Raw genomic sequence first — 19,089 nt, forward strand, 5'->3', positions numbered from 1 at the left:
AGCCTAGTTGTCGGGGTATCCGCGCGCGAGCGAGCGGTTACGAGGCGGGTTTGTCCAGGGCGGGACGGCCATCGTGGGTCAGCGCCGCGCGGTCCTCGTGCGCGGCCGCGCCGAGTCCGTGCGGCAGCACCGCGCGGGCCTGCTTGAGCGAGTCGATCGTCTTCTCCGGCGCCCGCAGCTTCTTCACCCGCAGATAGCCGAGCCCGGCCAGCAGCACGGTCGCGAGGATCATCAGCGCGAACACGATCAGGAAGGCCGCCCAGCGGGCCAGCCACACGTCGAGCAGTTCGCCGAGGAAGAAGAAAAAGAAGAACGTGCTGAACAGCAGGACGGTCAGCGCGAGGATGAAGTAGACGCTGCCCTGCAGCCCCTTCTTGATCTCACCGGTGACCTCCGCCTTGGCGAGCGCGACCTCGGCCCGGACCAGCGTCGACATCTGCTCGGTGGCGTCGCGCACCAGGCTGCCGATGCTGGCGTTGCCGGTGGGATTCGCGTCGGACAAGGGAATGGAGGTCACTGTACGACCGCGCTGCGCGTCGTTCCCGTTACCGCCGTTTGTGTAACTCACTTGGTCGACCCTTCTCCCTGTCCCGGCACTGCGTCCTCGTCTTCTCGTTGTAGCGCACGCGCGTCCCGACGCGCCTGGTGGACACGCCCTCGCCGCAACAGTAGCGCCGAACCGGCAAGCGACGCCGACATTGATGTGACCAACACAGCGGCCTTCGCCAATTCCGCGGCCGACCCGTCGCCGACATCGGCCAGCGCGAGTTCCGCCACGAGAAGGCTAACGGTGAAGCCGATCGCGCCGAGCACCGACAGGGCGAACATGTCGCGATACCCGAGCCCGGCGGGCCGCTTGGCCACGCCGAACCGGATTGCGAGCCAACTGATCCCGAATATTCCCGCGGTTTTGCCGAGTAGCAACCCGAGAATCACGGCCAGCGCCAGCCTGTCGCTGAACAGCTGGCCGAACACCTTGCCGTCCAACGGAACTCCGGAGGCGAACAACGCGAAAAGCGGCACACACACCCCGGCCGAGATCGGCTGGATCAGATGCTCGAGCCGGGTGGCGGGCGCCTCGTCCTCGCCGGGATCGGGGCGCACCCTGGTGAGCAGACCGGGGATCACCCCGGCCAGCGTCGGGTGAATGCCCGCCTCGTGCAGCGCGTACCAGGCGATCAGCGCCAGCGGCAGGTAGAGCCACGGGGTGCGGATGCGCCTGTGCTGCGCCAGCGCCCACAGCCCGAAACAGGCCGTGGCCGCCAGCAGCCACAGCAGCGACAGCGTCGCGGTGAACAGCACCGCGATCAAGACGATGGCCATCAGATCGTCGACCACCGCCAGGCTGAGCAGGAAGACCCGCGCGCTCGCCGGAATGCTCGACCCCGTCATAGCGAGCACCGCGAGCGCGAACGCGATATCGGTGGCGACCGGGATGGCCCAGCCGCGATCCATTCCCGGCACGCCGGACCCGACGAGCAGGGCGATGAGCGCGGGGGTGACCACGCCGCCGGTCGCGGCGATGATCGGCAGGGCCGCGCGTTTCGGGTCGGCCAGCTCGCCGACCACGAGTTCGCGTTTGAGTTCGAGGCCGGCGACGAAGAAGAAGACCGCGAGCAGGCCGTCCTTGGTCCAGTCGGCGAGCGTGAGATCCAGGTGCAGCGGCGGGATGGGCAGCACCGTCTCGGTCATCGTCAGGTAGCTCGCGCCCCACGGGGAGTTCACCCACAGCAATGCCACGGCGGCGGCGATCAGCAGTATGGCGCCGCCGACCGTCTCGGTGCGGAGGTAGCGGGATAGTTCCGAGCGCACTTGCGTGATCACGGGGAACCTTTCGGCAGGGTCGGGTCGAGGCTGCGACCATGTCGACCCGCCGAATCGGCTTTCGGGTACACGACCGCATGCCGACCAGACTTCCCGGCACACCTTACGCAATCTTAACGGTCACACTCGGACGACGTACCTCCGCATACCGCGATAAGGCCGGTGGCCGCTACCGCCACCGGCCTTATCTATGCGTGCCTCGGTCGAGCGGTTACGCCTTGCTCGCCCGGATCGCCTCGAAGACGTTCGGGTCGACCAGCGTCGAGGTGTCGCCGAGTTCGCGGCCCTCCGCGACATCGCGCAGCAGGCGCCGCATGATCTTGCCGCTGCGCGTCTTGGGCAGCTCGGGCACCACGTGGATCTCCCGCGGCCGCGCGATCGGGCTGATCTCGCGCGACACCTCCGCCTTCAGTTCGTCGACCAGCGCGCTGCCGGTGTCCTTGGCCTCGGCGGTCAGGATGACGAACGCGACGATGCCCTGCCCGGTGGTCTCGTCGCTGGCGCCGACCACCGCGGCCTCGGCGACCCCGGAGTGTCCGACCAGTGCCGATTCCACCTCGGCGGTGGAGATGCGGTGGCCGGACACGTTCATCACGTCGTCGACCCGGCCGAGCACCCACAGGTCGCCGTCCGCGTCGAGCTTCGCGCCGTCACCGGCGAAGTACCAGCCCTGTTCGGCGTAGCGCTCCCAGTAGGTGTCCCGGTAGCGCTGCATGTCGCCCCAGATGCCGCGCAGCATGGACGGCCACGGCTGGTCGAGCACCAGGTAGCCGTTGGCCTCGGTTTCCCCGCGCTGCACCGGTTTTCCCTCTTCGTCGACGACCAGCGCCGAGATGCCGGGCAGCGGCGCCATCGCGGCGCCGGGCTTGGCGGCGGTGACGCCGGGCAGCGGGGAGATCATGATCGAGCCGGTCTCGGTCTGCCACCAGGTGTCCACGATCGGGGTGCGGCCCGCGCCGATGGTGTCGCGGTACCAGCGCCACGCCTCGGGGTTGATCGGCTCACCGACGCTGCCGAGCAGCCGCAGCGAGGACAGGTCGTGCGCGTCGGGGATCTCGCGGCCCCACTTCATGAAGGTGCGGACCAGTGTCGGCGCGGTGTAATAGATACTGACGCCGTACTTTTCGACGATCTGCCAGTGCCGGTGCTCGTCGGGGAAGTTCGGGGTGCCCTCGTAGACGACCTGGGTGGCGCGGTTGGCCAGTGGTCCGTAGACGATGTAGCTGTGGCCGGTGACCCAGCCGATGTCGGCGGTGCACCAGTAGACGTCGTGTCCTGCTTTGTGGTCGAAGACGTTGTGGTGGGTGTAGGCGGTTTGGGTGAGGTAGCCGCCGCTGGTGTGCAGGATGCCTTTGGGTTTTCCGGTGGTGCCGGAGGTGTAGAGGATGAACAGTGGGTGTTCGGCGTCGAAGGCCTGTGCCTGGTGTTCAGCCGACGCGTTCGCCACCGTCTCGTGCCACCACAGGTCGCGGCCTTGGGTCCAGGGCGCTTCGATTCCGGTGCGGCGCACCACCAGTACGTGTTCCACGGTGGAGGGCGTGTCGTCGAGTGCCTCGTCCACCGCTGCTTTGAGTGGCGCGGCTTTGCCGCGTCGCCATTGTCCGTCGGTGGTGATGACCAGCCGGGCTTGGGCGTCGTCGACGCGTTGGCGCAGTGCGGTGGGGGAGAAGCCGGCGAACACGACCGAGTGGGTGAGGCCGAGCCGGGCGCAGGCCAGCATCGAGACGATGGCTTCGGGCACCATCGGCATGTAGATCGCTACTCGGTCACCGGCGCGCAGGCCGAGTTCGGTCAGATAGTTCGCGGCGCGGCTCACCTCGGCGAGCAACTCGCGGTAGGTGATGTCGCGGGCGTCGCCGGGTTCGCCCTCCCAGTGGATGGCGACCTGGTCGCCGTGCCCGGCGAGGACGTGCCGGTCGACGCAGTTGTAGGCGACATTGAGCCTGCCGCCGACGAACCACTTCGCGACCGGCGCGTCGGTCCAGTCCAGCACCTGGTTCCACCGCTCGTGCCAGTGCAAACGATCTGCCTGCTCGGCCCAGAACGCGTCGCGATCGGCCGCGGCCCGCTGATACAGCGCGGCATCGGCGTTCGCCGCGGCCGCGAAGTCCGCGGCGGGCGGGTACGAGTCCCTGTGGTCGGCTGTTTCGGTCATCTCGCTTCTTCTTTCGACGTAGCCTGAGCCCGCGATTCAAACGCAGCCAGTTCGACAGTAGACAACTGTGACCCACGCCGCTTCCGGTGTGTCGACCGGGTTTCCGTACCGTCACGCCGTTGCATGATCCGCACCGGCGCGGTGTCGTCAGGGAGACAACAGAACGCGCCCTATGGAGGCAATGTTTCGGCGGATCGGTCGTTTTCACGCGATGTTTTTCGTGTTTCGGCGATGTTGCCGAATTGGTAATTAGTGGAACGAACTCTGGTCAATCTGCTGACAGAGTCCCTCGCAGGTGGATAATCTCCGAGGCACCCAAGGCGGATCGTGCCGGCATGCGCCTGGTTGACCTCAACGCGTGCCATCAGGCTCCGCCCTTCTCGAAAACGGGAGAACGCGTTGAGATTCAACAGAGCAATGGCGCTGACTGCGGCAGCACTACTGGCCACAAGCCTCGGACTGGCAGCTTGTTCGTCGGACGACAGTGCCGACTCGAGCATCGTCACGACCAATGGTGGTGAACCGCAGAACCCGTTGGTACCGACCAACACCAACGAGAACATGGGTGGGCGAGTCGTCGACCGGCTCTTCGCGGGTCTCAAGTACTACGACGGCAACGGCGTGGCACACGATGAGATGGCCGAGAAGATCGAGACGACCGACCGCAAGACCTACAAGATCACCATCAAGCCGGACTGGAAGTTCTCCGACGGCACCACGGTGAAGGCGAAGTCGTTCGTCGACGCGTGGAACTACGGCGCCCTCGGCACCAACGCGCAGCTGCAGAGCTACGTCTTCACGCCGATCCTCGGCTTCGACGAGGTGTCCGCCGAACAGCCGACGGCGCAGACCATGAAGGGCCTCAAGGTCGTCGATGACCGCACCTTCACCGTCGAACTGAAGTCGCCATCGATCGACTTCGAGACCGAGCTCGGCTACGCGCCGTTCTACCCGCTGCCCGAGGCGGCCTTCAAGGACATGAAGGCCTTCGGCGAGAACCCGATCGGCAACGGCCCGTACAAGTTCGCGCACGAGGGTGCGTGGCAGCACAACGTGCAGATCGACCTGGTGCCCAACCCCGACTACAAGGGCGGGCGCATGCCGAAGAACAAGGGCCTGCGCTTCGTGATGTACCAGTCCTTCGACACCGCGTACGCGGACCTGATCGCGGGCAACCTCGACACCCTCGACACGATCCCGGACAGCGCGATCACCTCCTACGAGAAGGACCTCGGCGACCGCGCGATCACCAAGCCGACCGCGCAGAACCAGCACATCGGCATTCAGTCCAACGTGCCGCACTTCAGCGGCGAAGAGGGCGTGCTGCGCCGCAAGGCGCTGTCCATGGCGATCAACCGAGAGCAGATCTGCCAGAACATCTTCCACGGCACCCGCCTGCCCGCGCGGGACTTCACCTCCGCCTCGCTGCCCGGCTTCGACGGCAACCTGCCCGGCTCGGAGTTCCTGAAGTACAACCCGGAAGAGGCCAAGAAGCTGTGGGCGCAGGCCGATGCCATGTCCCCGTGGTCGGGTCGCTACGAGATCGCCTACAACTCCGACGGCGGGCACCAGGCATGGATCGAGGCGGTCGCCAACAGCATCAAGAACACCCTGGGCATCGATGCCATCGGCACCCCGTACCCGACGTTCAAGAACATCCGTGACGAGGTCAACGCCAAGTCGATCAACAAGGCGTTCCGTTACGGCTGGCAGGGTGACTACCCGACCATGCTGCAGTTCCTGACCTCGCAGTACTACAGCTACTCCGAGACGAACAACGTCGACTGGAAGGTCCCGGAGTTCGACAAGCTGCTCGACGCCGCGCTGGCCGCGCCGACGCAGGAGGAGTCCTACAAGATCGTCGCGCAGGCGCAGACCATGATGCTCAGCCAGATGGCCGACATCCCGGTGCTGGACTACATCGCCGCCGCCGGCCGCTCCGAGAAGGTGAAGGCCAACCTCGCCTGGAACGGTCTGTTCGATTTCGAGAACATCGAGAAGTAGCCGCTAGATGAGCCGCGCCGTCCCGCACGGCGCGGCTCATCTCCGACCCAGGAGACGAAATGGCCTGGTATGTCGTGCGGCGTCTGCTCCAGATGATCCCCGTGTTCCTCGGGGCGACGCTGCTCATCTATGCCCTGGTTTTCCTCATCCCCGGTGACCCGATCGCCGCGCTCGCCGGCGACAAGCCGATGACGCCCGCGGTCGAGGCGCAGTTGCGCGCCAGGTACCACCTCGACCAACCCTTCTTCATGCAGTACCTGCTGTACCTGAAGGGCATTCTCACCTTCGACTTCGGCACTGCCTTCTCCGGCAGGCCGGTCAGCGACGAACTGGCGCGTGCCTTTCCGATCACGATCAAACTCGCCTTCATGGCCGTGTTCATCGAGGCCGTCTTCGGCGTCGTGTTCGGCCTGATCGCCGGGCTGCGCAAGGGCAAGCTGTTCGACTCGACCATGCTCGTCGTCAGCCTGATGGTCATCGCCGTGCCGATCTTCGTGGTCGGCTTCCTCGCGCAGTTCCTGCTCGGCGTGAAGTGGGGCATAGCCCCGGTGACTGTCACCGGTAAGGCGAGCTTCAGCGAACTGCTCGTCCCAGCGTTCGTGCTCGGCTCGCTGTCGTTCGCCTATGTCCTGCGGCTGACCCGGAACTCGGTGGCGGAGAACATGACCGCCGACTTCGTGCGCACCGCGACCGCCAAGGGCCTGAGCCGGCGCCGCGTCGTCACCGTGCACATCCTGCGCAACTCGATGATCCCGGTGGTCACCTTCCTCGGCGCCGATCTCGGCGCGCTGATGGGCGGCGCCATCGTCACCGAGGGCATCTTCAACATCCCCGGCGTCGGCGGCACCATGTACCAGGCGATCACCCGCGGCGAGCCGCCGACGGTCGTCTCGTTCGTGACCGTGCTGATCATCATCTTCCTGGTCTCGAACCTGGTGGTAGACCTGCTGTACGCCGCACTCGACCCGAGGATCCGCTATGCCTGACCTCGAAAAAGGACAAGGAATCGACCTCGCCGAGAGCGCCGAGCGGGGCAGGCAGGTCTACTTCGTCGCACCGCCGGACGAGGTCGAGGTGCTGGCCACCGACATGGTCGTCGACGGTGGCTCGCCGACCAGCATCTGGTACGACGCGTGGCGGCAGCTGCGCCGCAACCCGATCTTCATCGTCGCGGCCCTGATGATCCTGTTCATCCTGGTCGTGGTGATCTGGCCGGGCTTGTTCACCAGCCAGGACCCGCGCTACTGCAACGGTGACTTCAGCATGGACCCGCGCGGTCCAGGCCATCCGTTCGGCTTCGACAAGCAGGGCTGTGACATCTACGCCCGAACCGTCTACGGCGCACGGGCTTCGGTGATGGCCGGGGTCGGCTCCACGATCATGTTCGTGCTGATCGGTGGCGTCCTCGGCGCGCTGTCCGGGTTCTACGGCGGGTTCTTCGACTCGATCGTCTCGCGCGTCTCGGAGATCTTCTACGCGATCCCGCTGATGCTCGCCGCGATCGTGATCATGCAGCTGCTCGACGACCGGACCATCTGGACCGTGATCCTCATCCTCGCCTCGTTCACCTGGCCGCAGGCGGCCCGCATCGCCCGCAGCGCGGTGATCCAGGCGAAGAACAGCGACTACGTCACGGCGGCAAAGGCATTGGGCGTCTCGCGAATACGCACGCTGATCCGCCATGTGCTGCCGAATGCGGCGGGCCCGCTGATCGTGGTGACGACGATCTGGCTCGGCGTCTTCATCGTCACCGAGGCGACGCTGTCCTACCTCGGTGTCGGCTTGCCGCGCACCATCGTGTCCTGGGGCTCCGATATCTCCTCCGGCCAGAAGGAGATTCGCACCTCGGCGATCCTGTTCTATCCCGCAACGGCTTTGGCGCTCACGGTGCTGAGCTTCATCATGCTGGGCGACGCGGTACGCGATGCCCTCGATCCGAAGGCGAGGAAGCGATGACCACCGGACCGCTACTCGATATCAAGGATCTGAACGTCTGCTTCACCTCCGAGGGCAAGAAGGTCCCCGCGGTGCGGGACGTCAACCTGCAGGTGTATCCCGGTCAGACCGTCGCGATCGTCGGCGAGTCCGGCTCGGGCAAGTCGACCACGGCGCACGCGATCATCGATCTGCTACCCGGCACCGGCAAGGTCACCTCCGGCTCGATCCTGTTCGACGGCAAGGATCTCGCGAAGGCCTCCAAGAAGGACGTCATCGCGGTCCGCGGCAACGGCATCGGCCTGGTGCCGCAGGATCCGATGTCCAATCTGAACCCCGTCTGGAAGATCGGCTTCCAGATCCGGGAAACGTTGGAGGCCAACGGCATCGCCAAGGGCAAGGCGGCTAAGCAGCGGGCGATCGAACTGCTCGAAGAGGCGGGCATGTCCGATGCCGGTCGCCGGGTGAACCAGTACCCGCACGAGTTCTCCGGCGGTATGCGCCAGCGCGCGCTCATCGCCATCGGCCTGGCCTGCCGGCCCAAGCTGCTCATCGCCGACGAGCCCACCTCGGCGCTGGATGTCACCGTGCAACGGCAGATCCTGGACCACCTCGACGGTCTCACCGCGGAGCTGGGCACCGCCGTGCTGCTGATCACCCACGACCTCGGCCTGGCCGCCGAGCGCGCGGAACATCTGGTCGTGATGTATCGCGGCCGGGTGGTGGAATCCGGTCCGGCACTGCAGATTCTGCGGGAGCCGCAGCATCTGTACACCAAGCGGCTGGTGAACTCCGCGCCCTCGCTCGCCTCGCAGCGACTGTCGTCGGTGAAGCAGCGCATCGAGATCCGGGAGCAGGCCGAGAAGGTCGCCGAGCAGATCGCGGCGGCCGACACCGAGATCGCCGTCGCCTCCGACGACGTGGTGGTGGTCGAGAACCTCACCAAGGTCTTCCAGATTCGCGGCAGCACGCCATGGAAGTCGACGGATTTCACCGCGGTGCAGGATGTCTCGTTCCGGCTGCGGCGCGGCACCACCACCGCCATCGTCGGTGAGTCCGGCTCCGGCAAATCCACTGTCGCGCAGATGATCCTCGGCCTGCTGGAGCCGACCTCGGGCAAGGTGGTGTTCGACGGCCAGGAGGTCGCGAAGCTGGACCGCAAGGGCGCCTTCGCCTTCCGGCGTCGCGTGCAGCCGATCTTCCAGGACCCGTACGGCTCGCTCGACCCGATGTACTCGATCTACCGCACCATCGAGGAGCCGTTGCGCACGCACGACATCGGCACCTCGAAGGAGCGCGAGGCAACGGTGCGCGACCTGCTCGACAAGGTTTCGCTGCCGGCCACGGTGATGCGGCGGTACCCGAACGAGCTGTCCGGCGGTCAGCGCCAACGCGTCGCGGTCGCCCGCGCGCTTGCGCTCTCGCCCGAGGTCGTGGTCTGCGACGAGGCGGTCTCGGCACTCGACGTGCTGGTGCAGGCCCAGATCCTGCGCCTGCTGAACGACCTGCAGGCCGAGCTGGGGCTGTCCTACGTGTTCATCACCCACGATCTGGCGGTGGTCCGCCAGATCGCCGATGACGTGCTCGTCATGCAGAGCGGCAAGGTGGTCGAGGCGGCCTCCACCCAGGAGGTCTTCGACTCGCCGCGCGAGGAATACACCCGTCGGTTGCTCGACGCGATTCCCGGCCGCGATCTGCTCGCCGGCTGAGAAACGTTGGCGGGCTGAGGAATCAGTCAGCGGCTCACCCTCGTGCAGGGTGAGCCGTTTCTCTTGCCGCAGGTGCCGAGTCGTGCGTGTGCGCCGGGCCTTCAGCCGCGCTCTGTGTGCGCGAGCACCGCGGGCACGACCGCATCCCACTGCCACGGAGGTGGCACCTGATGGCCGGTTTCCGGCATCGGCAGCAGGGCCGCACCGGGAATGGCGGCAGCCAAAGCCCTTCCGTGCTCCAGCGGGAACAGGGGGTCCTCGGTGCCGTGCAATACCAGTGTCGGCGCGGTGATGTCACCGAGCCGGTCCCGCCACGGTGCGCCCGCGTCAAGCAGGAACGGATTCGTCAGCTGCGCAGCGATATCGGCGGCTCGGTCGACCACGTGGGTCGCCAGCTCGGTGCGGTGCGCGGTGTCGAAGTCACGGCTCGCGGCCGCGAACGGGCGTTCGGACTCGACCAGGTACTCGATCACCGCCGCGCGATCCGACCAGTCGGGCACGGGACTCTCGGTCGAAAAGTACGCCAGCAGTTCGGGAGTCATCCCGGGCAGATCCGGGTTCTCGTGGCCGGGCCCGCCCGGGGTGGCAGCGGCGAGTATCAGCGTGCGCACCCGATCCGGGTGGTCCAGCGCGATGAGCTGGGCCGTAGCGGCGCCCTGGGACATGCCGAGGATGTGCGCGCGTTCGATGCCGAGCGCGTCTAGCAGGCCGACCGCGTCCGCGACCAGGGTGCGCAGGTCGTAATCGGGAGCGCCGGCCGCGACGGTGGTCGATTGTCCGGAATCCCTGGTGTCGTAACGGATTACCCGTAGCCCGCCCTCGACCAATCCGGCGATGAAGCCCGGTTCCCACGCGAGCATGGATTCGGCCGCGCCGTGGATCAGCAGCAACGGCGGCAACGCCGAATCGCCGAAACTCGCTGTGCACAGGCGGATTCCATTGACCTCGATGATCCGCTCGTTGCCCTGCGTCACTCGACCTCCGGTGTGTTACATGTAACGAGAACCGTAGCCCAAGGTTCGTTACATGTAAACAAGTCGCGGTATGCTCGGCGCATGACCGACTCTGTTCGTCGCTCGTCCGAGTCGGCACGTCGCCCGACGGAATCCGACCAGCGTCGTGCCGCCGACGCCGGGTGGGCCGCGTATCAGCGGATGCGGCTGCGGGTGGACACCGAGATCGCCCGGGATCTGGAGCGCGCCACCGGTCTTTCGCTGCCCGACTACGACGTGCTCGCCGCAGTAGCCGAGGTCGCCGCGACCGCGGCGTGCGTCCGGGTGCGCGGACTCGCTGCGCACCTGCGCTGGCCGCACAGCAGGCTGTCCCGGCAACTCGGCCGGATGCGGCGGCGCGAGCTGATCGCCCGCGAACCCTGCGAGCGCGACGGCCGCGGCGACGACGTGCTGCTCACTGCGGCTGGGCGGCGTGCCCTCGCCGCGGCCGCACCCGCACACCGTGCGTCGGTGCGGCGCCGCTTCGCCGACCTGCTGACCACCGCGCAGTTGCGGGCGCTGGTCGAGATCGAGGAGTCCATCGCCAGGGGCCCGGCCGACCGCAAGTAGCCTCGTATGCCGTGACCGATCCGCTTCAGCCCCTCGTCGATCTGCCCGGTGTGCGTGCCGCCGCCGACCGCGCGCGAGACGCGCTCGCCGCAGTGCACCGGCACAAGGCGAATCGACGCGGCTGGCCGACCACCGCCGCCGAGGCCGCGGTCCGGGCGGCCCGATCCTCTGCCGCCATCGACGGCGGCAGCACCGAACTCCCCGCGGACGGCAACGTCGCCGATCCCATCCTCGCGGGCTCGCTGCGCGTCGGTCAGGCGTTGGACGGCGACGCGTTGCGCAACCTCGTCGGCACCTGGCAACGCGCGCCACTGCAGGCCCTGGCCCGACTGCACCTGCTCGCCGCTGCCGACCTGGTCACCGAGGAAGAACTGCTCGGCAGGCCGCGCGCCGACGCGGGCGTCGCCGAGCGCCTCGACCTGCTCGCCCAGACCGTCATCGGTTCCCGCGCCCCCGCGCCGGTGCTCGCCGCCGTGGTGCACGGCGAACTTCTCGCCCTGCGACCGTTCGGCACCGCCGACGGCGTGGTCGCGCGCGCCGCCTCCCGGCTCGTCGCCGTGTCCAGTGGCCTGGACCCGCACAGTCTCGGCGTGCCGGAGGTTTTCTGGCTGCGCCGCCGCTCCGCCTACCTCGACGCGGCCGCCGGTTTCGGTACCGGCACCGCCGAAGCCGTCGGTAGCTGGGTCATTCTCTGCTGCGGGGCACTGGAAGACGGTGCTCGCGAAGCGACGTCGATCGCCGACTCCGCCGGCTAGTCGCGGGCGCCAACTGCACTGCGCGGATGGTCGCGGGTGTTGCCCCGCACATCAAAGCGGGCGGCGTGTCGTTTCCGACCTCACCGCCCGCGTAGCACGGACTACCCGGTTACCAAGCGTGCTGAGTGGGTTGTGTTCCTTACGGCCTCGGCGATAATCCGAACTCCGGCGGTTCATCCCCGCAACCTGTGCGAGGCCCTCGCCGACGAAGACCCGAATCTCGCAGGCCCACAACGCTTCTGCCCTTGTCGCGGCGCGCTCCGCGTGGGTGCCTGGTGTCCGTGCTGGGAAGGATGGCTGGGAGACTGGAACCTTCTCTTCCGGTCCTGCCTTGGCCTTCCGACCCTTCCGTAGTTACATTTCTACACCTGTGAGCACCCTCACATCAAGACCCTGACGGACATTCGATTAGCGGCGTGTCGGTCGGCGTTTCGTGGTTAAATGCCTGGTCGCGTCGAGTGGCGGGTGCGGACCGCACACTGCTCGGCAAGTGTCCCGCTTCTCCTCGAGCAGCACGACTCGCGCCGTCGCACCCGATGGCTAAAACTCAGCGCCGCTTGCGCAGTAGGCGGTAACTGATCGCGCCGGCGACGAGGGCGCTCAAGCCGACCGCCGCGGTGGCCGCAAGGGTGGTCGACGACGGCGCCTGAAAGCGTGCCCACAGCGAGACCGGGTTGGAGAACGTCAGGATGGGCCACCCCTTGGCGACCGCCTCGCGGCGCAGGTTGCGGTCCGGATTGACGGCGGTGGGATGGCCGACGGCGTCGAGCAGCGGCAGATCCGTGATCGAATCCGAATACGCGTAGCACCGGGCGAGGTCGTAACCCTCACTGGCGGCGAGCTTTTCGATCGCGGCGACCTTGCCCTCGCCGTAGCAGTAGAACTCCACCTCGCCGGTGTACTTGCCGTCCGCGACCACCATGCGTGTCGCCGCGGTGTGCGACGCGCCGAGCACCTCGGCGATCGGTCCGACGATCTCCTCGCCGGACGCCGAGACGATCACCACGTCGTGGCCCCGGATCTTGTGGTCGGCAATGAGATCGGCGGCCTCGGCGTAGATCAGCGGGTCGACCAGCTCGTGAAGTGTCTCGGCCACAATGGTTTTCACCTGTTCGACATCCCAGCCCGCGCACATGTTGGTCAGATGGGCGCGCATGCGCTCCATTTGGTCGTGGTCGGCGCCGGAGAGCATGAACAGGAAGTGGGCGTAGCTGCTTTCGAGCACGTCGCGGCGATTCAACAGACCCTGTGCGTAGAAAGGCTTGCTGAAGACGAACGTGCTCGACTTCGCGATGACAGTCTTGTCGAGATCGAAGAAGGCGGCGACGCGTCCGTTCGCGTGGGGTAAGTCCACCCGATCAGAATAGGCGGCCCGCCGCGCCCCGTCGCCGACGGAGGTCCTCGGGTCCGATCGATCGCCGCGAGCGGGGAGTTTGCTCAGCGAACGTGGAGCATGCGAGGCTCGCAAAGTTCTCCGACAACAGACTTGCGTTGTGGGCGGTGCTTGGGTGTAGTATTGCTGGCACCTGGACATGGTCCAGGCGCGTTCAGCCCGACCCCCCGGGGCTGAACCCGACGGCCCCAGCCTCCTCCCCCCCCGGCTGGGGCCGTCCTCTATTCAGGGGTAGGTCGAAGCCCCCGCTCGAGGCCGGAAAGTTCTCCACACCCCCGAGTTATCCACATTCGGCATAGTGCCTCTTCTCTCGGCTCTTCGATTCGGCCACGCTCAGCGGCATGAATCGTGAAGCGGCGCCGGACAACAGCCCGCCACCGGCACTCGTGCTTCTGCACGATCCCCGGCTGCGCGACGAGGTGCGCCGGGTCGCCGCGGCGGCCGAACGCACGCTCGACGAACGAGCGCTTCCGGTGGGCAGGCACGCCTGGGCGAGCGCGCCGCTGGTGATCCTGGACACAATCGCGGCCCGCGAGTCGGCCGAGGCGACCCACCTGCGTCGCGTCGGCGTCGTCCTGGTCACCGACGGCGAGCCGGAACTGTCCGACTGGCAGGCCGCGGCCGCCGTCGGCGCCGAGCGCGTCATCGCGCTGCCGGGTGCCGCGGTCGGACTTATCGAGAAGTTTGCTGAGTACGGCGAGCACCGTGCGGGAGACGGTGTCGTCGTCGCCGTGGCAGGGGCGGGCGGCGGTGCGGGCGCGTCCACACTCGCCGCGGCGACCGCACTGCGCGCGGCCGCCGAAGGGTTCCGTCGCGAGACGATCCTGGTCGACGGTGCACCCCTCGGCGGCGGGCTCGACCTGCTGCTCGGCATCGAGACGAGCACCGGTCTGCGCTGGCCGGATCTGGTCGTCGAGGACGGCAGGGTGGCCGCGGCCGCGCTGCATTCCGCGCTTCCGGCCGCCGCCCCCGGATTGGCGGTGCTGTCCTGCGGGCGCTGCGGTGCGGGCCGGTTGCCGCGCGAGATCGGCCCTGCTGCCGTCCGCGCGGTGCTCGAAGCGGGCCGCGCCGCAGGCGATTTGGTAGTTTGCGACATTTCCGGCGAACGGGGCCCGCACGCCGATCAGATGCTCGACTCCGCCGATCTCGTCGTCCTGTTGGTCCCCGCCAGATTGCGGGCGGTGGCCGCCGCCGAAGCCGTTTCCGCGCATATCGCACGTCGAAACCCGAACCAGGGCTTGGTGGTCCGCGGCCCGGCGCCGGGCGGGTTGCGCGGATCGGACGTCGCGGAGGCGCTCGATCTTCCCCTGCTTGCCGCCGTGCGCGCCCAATCCGGACTCGCCGGGCACGTGGAACGGCGCGGGCTCACGGTCGGGCGTGGTCCGCTGCGGGAAGCCGCCGACGCCGTGCTAGGCGTATTGAGCGCACCGGCTGGGCAGCGCCGATGAGTGCGCTGGTGACCTCGGAGTTGCTGGACCGGGTGCGGGAGCGGTTGTCCGGTGCGGCGGGCGAGCCGGACCCGGCGCAGATGGCCGCCGCGATTCGCGCCGAGGCCGGTGGCGTGCTCGGCGACACCGACCTGCTGCGCGCGCTGCGGATGTTGCAGACCGAGATGACCGGGGCCGGGCTGCTCGAACCGCTGCTGCACGATCCGCAGGTCGCCGACGTGCTGGTCACTGGGCCGGACGCGGTGTGGATAGACCGTGGCCACGGACTGGAGAAGACCTCGATCACCTTCCCTGACGAGGCGGCGGTGCGTCGGCTCGCGCAGCGGCTCGCGTTGTCGGCCGGTCGGCGCCTCGACGACGCACAACCCTGGGTGGACGGCAAAATGTCCGGAACCGGGGCAGCACTGGGGGATTCGTTCGGTGTCCGGCTGCACGCCGTGCTCGCGCCGGTGGCGCACGGCGGCACCTGCCTGTCCTTGCGCGTGCTGCGTCCCGCCACCCAGGGCCTGGACGCCTTGGCCGCCACCGGTGCCGTGCCCGCGGAGGCGAAGCGTCTCCTGGAACGCATCCTGCGTGCCCGCCTGGCCTTCCTGGTGGTCGGCGGCACCGGCGCGGGCAAGACCACGCTGCTGTCCGGCCTGCTCGCCAAAGTCAGTCCGAGCGAACGGATCATCTGCGTCGAGGACGCGGCCGAGCTCGCGCCGCCGCACCCGCACGTGGTGCGCCTGGTCGCCCGCACCGCCAACGTCGAGGGCGCGGGTGCGGTCACCGTCCGCGACCTGGTCCGGCAGGCATTGCGCATGCGCCCGGACCGCATTGTGGTCGGCGAGGTGCGCGGCGCCGAGGTGGTCGATCTATTGACCGCCCTGAACACCGGCCATGACGGCGGCGCGGGCACCGTGCACGCGAACTCACCCCAAGAGGTCCCCGCTCGCCTGGAAGCCCTTGCCGCCCTTGGCGGAATGGATCGCGCCGCCCTGCACAGCCAGCTCGCCGCAGCGGTCCAGATCGTGCTGCATGTCCACCGCAGACCCGACGGTTCCCGTGGACTCCGCGAAATAGGCCTGGTCCAGCGACACAAGAACGGCCGAGTCCGCATCACTCCCGCCTGGCACGCCACCGACACCGCCGTCGCTGCCGACGAACTCACGCAACTTCTCGAGGAAAGGCTGCGCTGATGGGTGGTGGGTTGAGTGCGACGCGACCGTCGCGGGTCCGTCACGCCGCTTCGTCCGGAATCGGTGTTGCCGGGGTTTCATGCCGACGTTCGTTGTGGGTCGGGGTGGGTGGTGCTCGTTTGAGCGCGGTTGTGGACTCACGCCAGTGTCCGTCGGTGTTCGGGGCGAGCGGTGCTTGTGGCCGGGCGGTCGTCCGATGATCGCGGGTTTGGTTTGCTTTGCTGCCGCGCTGCTCGTGGCGCCGGTGTCGGTGTCGCGCCGTCGATTCGCGCTGGTGTTCCTGGGGCAGGTGGACCGGGGCAGCTGGCAGCGCGGTCACATGGTGCGCGGCGCCGTGGTCGTCGGCGTGCTCGCCGCTCTGCTTCTCGGTCCTGGTCCGTTCCTTGCGGCGGCCATCGTGGCAGGCACCGTCGGCTTCCGGTGGCGGCGAGCGCGTCACGATCAGCGCAGGCACCTCGAGTGCACGCGTCTGTTGGACACTTTGGAGGCGGTCGTCGGGGAGCTGCGGGTCGGCGCGCATCCGAGCGCGGCCGCCGCACTCGCTGCCGCCGAAGCGCGCGGCGAATCCGCGAAAGCCTTCGCGGTCAGCGCGGGTCGCAGCAAGCTGGGCGGCTCCGCTGCTGAAGGTCTTCGACACGCTGATTCCATTGTCTCGGACGAACTCTCGCGTATCGCGGACGCCTGGCAGGTAGCCGAGTGGCATGGGCTCGCCCTCGCTGAACTCCTCTGCGCTGCCCGAACCGACCTGGCAGGCCGCATCCGGTTCCGTAGCCGAACCACCGCCGCGCTCGCTGGCGCCCGCGCCACCGCCACCGTCCTCGCCGGTCTGCCCCTGCTCGGCCTTGCTCTGGGCCAACTGATGGGCGCCGCACCCCTCCACATCCTCCTATCCACCTCAACCGGCACCCTCCTGCTCCCGCTAGGCGCGACCCTCGCCTGCACCGGCCTCCTGTGGACCGATGCCATCACCCGAAAGGCATTAGCATGAACCGTGTTTCGACGGTGCTTCCTCGCGTTGCCCGCGTGCAGGTCACGTGTTTGCGCGCGATGGTGTTGCCCAATGTCGCCCGTGAGCGGGCATCTGGCTCGTCCACGACGGGGCAGTCGTGTGCTGTCCGCGTACGAGTGTTGGGCTCGGGCGCAAGGGTGTTGCCGTGTTCTTCCTCTGCGCAGGCGTCGGGTCTGTACTCAACGCTGTTGTGCTGTAACGCTTTCACGCATTCAGTGAGCTTGCATTCGGGAATGTCTTCGCGTGTGGGACGTGCGCAAGTCGCTGGATTCTGGTCGAGATGTTTGGATGGAAACCCTTTTGCTGCAACAAATTCCCGGCGACGCCCGTTAGCTAGTAGTAGCTGTGTAACGAAATCGACTGGCGTGCGGACGGTCTCGGCCAGCTATGGTCGTTCGCGGAGAACGGCAACCGACTGTGAGGTGGGTCGGTGAGTCGATTCAATTGCGGTCCTGAGCTGTTCGCGTACTCGATCAGCAGTGGGGGAGGCGTGGCGAGCGGGGCGGGGTACCTCGTTACGCCGGTGCTGTTGCTGGCCATCGCGCTGGTTCTCTTGCCCGGACGGGTCGCGGTCAGTCGGCGGTGGCGGGCGCTTTGGCAGGGGGACGGGGCTAAGGATGCCTTACCTCCGTCACGGCAGAAGCTCGACCCTTTGGCGGCGGCGTCCGTGTTCGACCTGTTGGCGGCGTGCCTGCGCGCAGGTTTGCCGATGGCAGCGGCGGCTCGGGCGGTGGCGCCGGGCGCGCCGGAGCCGCTCGGTGCCGCCCTGCTCCGTGCCGCCGACCTGCTCGCCCTCGGCGCGGATGCCACCACCGCGTGGGAACGAGCCGCCGCGGACGGTGCCGGGCGTGCGGGTGGTGCGGAGATCGAGTCGTTGGCTCGAATGGCCAGGCGGTCGGCCCGCTCCGGCTCCTCGCTCGCCGTCGCGGTCGGCGAACTGGCCGAACAGCGCAGGGCCGCAGTGGAAGACGCGGCCGCCGCGCGCGCCGAGCGGGCCGGCGTGCTCATCGGCGGCCCGCTGGGCCTGTGCTTCCTCCCGGCCTTCGTCTGTCTCGGCATCGTCCCGGTCGTCATCGGACTGGCAGGTGCTGTGCTCGAAGGCGGCCTGCTGTGAACGCGCCACATGCGATGCCGAGTACATCCCCGCGGTCCAACTTGCGACGCGCTGGCTGCCACCGCGCCCAGCAGCGGCACCGAGCAGGCGGCGCCGCTGGGCTTGTGCTTCCTCCCGGCGTTCGTCCGTCTTGCCACCGTCCCGGTCGTCATCGGTTCGGCCGCGCGCGTGCTCGATGGCCCGCTGCGCACCTGCCGCATGCGGTACCGAGCGCGTGTGCGTGGTCCGACTTGCGACGCGAGGCTCGTCACCGTGCCCAGCAGCGGCACCGCGCAGGCAGACCCGTTGGGCCGGTGCTCCTTCCAGCGTGCGTCTGCCTGGTGCCGATCGTTGTCGGCTTGGTTGGTCGTGCACTCGACGGCGGCCTGCTGTGAACGCGCCGCCTGTAGTGCCGAGCGTGCTCGTGGTCCGACTTGCTATGCGAGGCCTGTCGCCGCGCCGAGCAGCAGCACCGCGCGGGCAGTCCCGCTGTGCCGGTGCTCCTTCCGGTGCTCGCTTGCCTGGGCCCTGTGTCGGTCGTCATCGGTTCGGCCGGGTGTGTGCTCGAGGGCGTCCTCCTGTGAACGCGCTGCCTGTGGTGCTGAGCGCGTTCGCGTGGTCCAACCGGCGGTGCGATCACGGCCGACGTGACCGTCAGCGGCAACGCGCGGGAATGGCTGTTCGTCCGCTCTGGGGGCCAGTTGTGGGAGCGGACTGGATCGGGGGAGGAGTGGTGTGGGCAGTCGAGCAATCGCGAGGGGAGTCGTGTGTATGAAGGCGTCGGTCTCGGGAGCTTGTCTGGGTAGTGGCGACGAGGGACAGGTTGACCGGCGGAAGGGAACGTGCCTGTGCGGATCGGCCGCACGGGTCGGAGTGAGAGGGGAGTCAGGTGCGAATCGGGCACGTATTGCACAGCACTGTCGACGGATCGAGCGCCGCTTATCGGGAGTTGCGGGCGCGGACGTTGCGTGCGGTGGTCGCCGAAGACGGCATGAGCACGGCCGAATACTCCGCTGTGTAGCTT

Annotated in this window: 16 protein-coding genes; 11 read left to right on the forward strand and 5 right to left on the reverse strand. The window is 68.0% G+C overall.

What is annotated here, in order from left to right:
- Positions 1–37: 37 nt before the first annotated feature.
- From F5X71_RS02105 to acs, 3 genes are all read right to left on the reverse strand, one after another.
- On the reverse strand, positions 38–568 hold the full coding sequence (locus F5X71_RS02105; protein ID WP_167460414.1) for a phage holin family protein: 531 nt from the start codon (positions 566–568) through the stop codon (positions 38–40).
- A complete protein-coding gene (gene nhaA / locus F5X71_RS02110; RefSeq protein ID WP_167466136.1) occupies positions 565–1,821 on the reverse strand; it encodes a Na+/H+ antiporter NhaA in 1,257 nt (418 codons plus the stop codon). Before nhaA ends, F5X71_RS02105 begins: the two co-directional genes overlap by 4 nt.
- A gap of 214 nt (positions 1,822–2,035) precedes the next feature.
- Positions 2,036–3,979, reverse strand: coding sequence for an acetate--CoA ligase (gene acs, locus F5X71_RS02115; RefSeq protein ID WP_167460415.1), 1,944 nt, complete (start codon positions 3,977–3,979; stop codon positions 2,036–2,038).
- Between the two features lie 417 nt (positions 3,980–4,396).
- On the opposite strand from acs, the gene F5X71_RS02120 reads away from it, so the two are divergent.
- From F5X71_RS02120 to F5X71_RS02135, 4 genes are read left to right on the forward strand one after another with little or no spacing between them, the layout of a single operon-like run.
- The gene (locus F5X71_RS02120) at positions 4,397–5,983 is read left to right on the forward strand and encodes a peptide ABC transporter substrate-binding protein (protein ID WP_167466137.1); all 1,587 of its coding nucleotides are present in this window, start codon (positions 4,397–4,399) and stop codon (positions 5,981–5,983) included.
- Positions 5,984–6,042: 59 nt separating this feature from the next.
- Positions 6,043–6,969, forward strand: coding sequence for an ABC transporter permease (locus F5X71_RS02125; RefSeq protein ID WP_167460416.1), 927 nt, complete (start codon positions 6,043–6,045; stop codon positions 6,967–6,969).
- Entirely contained in the window at positions 6,962–7,939 is a 978-nt protein-coding gene (locus F5X71_RS02130; protein WP_167460417.1) for an ABC transporter permease, read from the forward strand. The genes F5X71_RS02125 and F5X71_RS02130 overlap by 8 nt, the downstream gene beginning before the upstream one ends.
- Positions 7,936–9,627, forward strand: coding sequence for a dipeptide ABC transporter ATP-binding protein (locus F5X71_RS02135; RefSeq protein ID WP_167460418.1), 1,692 nt, complete (start codon positions 7,936–7,938; stop codon positions 9,625–9,627). The genes F5X71_RS02130 and F5X71_RS02135 overlap by 4 nt, the downstream gene beginning before the upstream one ends.
- Positions 9,628–9,728: 101 nt before the next feature.
- Here the strand turns inward: F5X71_RS02135 and F5X71_RS02140 are convergent, their stop codons facing one another.
- Positions 9,729–10,601 (reverse strand): alpha/beta fold hydrolase, encoded by an 873-nt coding sequence (locus F5X71_RS02140; RefSeq protein WP_167460419.1) that lies wholly within the window; start codon positions 10,599–10,601, stop codon positions 9,729–9,731.
- 81 nt (positions 10,602–10,682) lie between these two features.
- Here F5X71_RS02140 and F5X71_RS02145 point away from each other — a divergent pair, with 81 nt between their 5' ends.
- Together F5X71_RS02145 and F5X71_RS02150 are read left to right on the forward strand one after the other, a co-directional pair.
- A complete protein-coding gene (locus F5X71_RS02145; RefSeq protein ID WP_167460420.1) occupies positions 10,683–11,189 on the forward strand; it encodes a MarR family transcriptional regulator in 507 nt (168 codons plus the stop codon).
- Between the two features lie 11 nt (positions 11,190–11,200).
- Positions 11,201–11,944, forward strand: coding sequence for an oxidoreductase (locus F5X71_RS02150; protein ID WP_167460421.1), 744 nt, complete (start codon positions 11,201–11,203; stop codon positions 11,942–11,944).
- A 547-nt stretch (positions 11,945–12,491) separates the two neighbouring features.
- On the opposite strand, the gene F5X71_RS02155 is transcribed toward F5X71_RS02150, so the two are convergent.
- Entirely contained in the window at positions 12,492–13,298 is an 807-nt protein-coding gene (locus F5X71_RS02155) for an HAD family hydrolase (RefSeq protein WP_167460422.1), read from the reverse strand.
- Positions 13,299–13,678: 380 nt separating this feature from the next.
- Between F5X71_RS02155 and ssd the strand changes: the two genes are divergently transcribed.
- From ssd to F5X71_RS37370, 5 genes are all read left to right on the forward strand, one after another.
- Positions 13,679–14,785, forward strand: a complete 1,107-nt coding sequence (gene ssd / locus F5X71_RS02160; protein ID WP_167460423.1) for a septum site-determining protein Ssd — start codon at positions 13,679–13,681, stop codon at positions 14,783–14,785.
- A complete protein-coding gene (locus tag F5X71_RS02165) occupies positions 14,782–15,963 on the forward strand; it encodes a TadA family conjugal transfer-associated ATPase (protein ID WP_167460424.1) in 1,182 nt (393 codons plus the stop codon). The genes ssd and F5X71_RS02165 overlap by 4 nt, the downstream gene beginning before the upstream one ends.
- 196 nt (positions 15,964–16,159) lie before the next feature.
- A complete protein-coding gene (locus tag F5X71_RS02170; protein ID WP_167460425.1) occupies positions 16,160–16,951 on the forward strand; it encodes a type II secretion system F family protein in 792 nt (263 codons plus the stop codon).
- Positions 16,952–17,495: 544 nt separating this feature from the next.
- On the forward strand, positions 17,496–18,086 hold the full coding sequence (locus F5X71_RS02175; RefSeq protein ID WP_167466138.1) for a type II secretion system F family protein: 591 nt from the start codon (positions 17,496–17,498) through the stop codon (positions 18,084–18,086).
- Positions 18,087–18,954: 868 nt separating this feature from the next.
- Positions 18,955–19,086, forward strand: a complete 132-nt coding sequence (locus tag F5X71_RS37370; protein ID WP_275106767.1) for a hypothetical protein — start codon at positions 18,955–18,957, stop codon at positions 19,084–19,086.
- Positions 19,087–19,089: the final 3 nt, after the last annotated feature.

This window comes from Nocardia brasiliensis, assembly GCF_011801125.1.
In the GTDB taxonomy this organism is placed as follows: domain Bacteria; phylum Actinomycetota; class Actinomycetes; order Mycobacteriales; family Mycobacteriaceae; genus Nocardia; species Nocardia brasiliensis_C.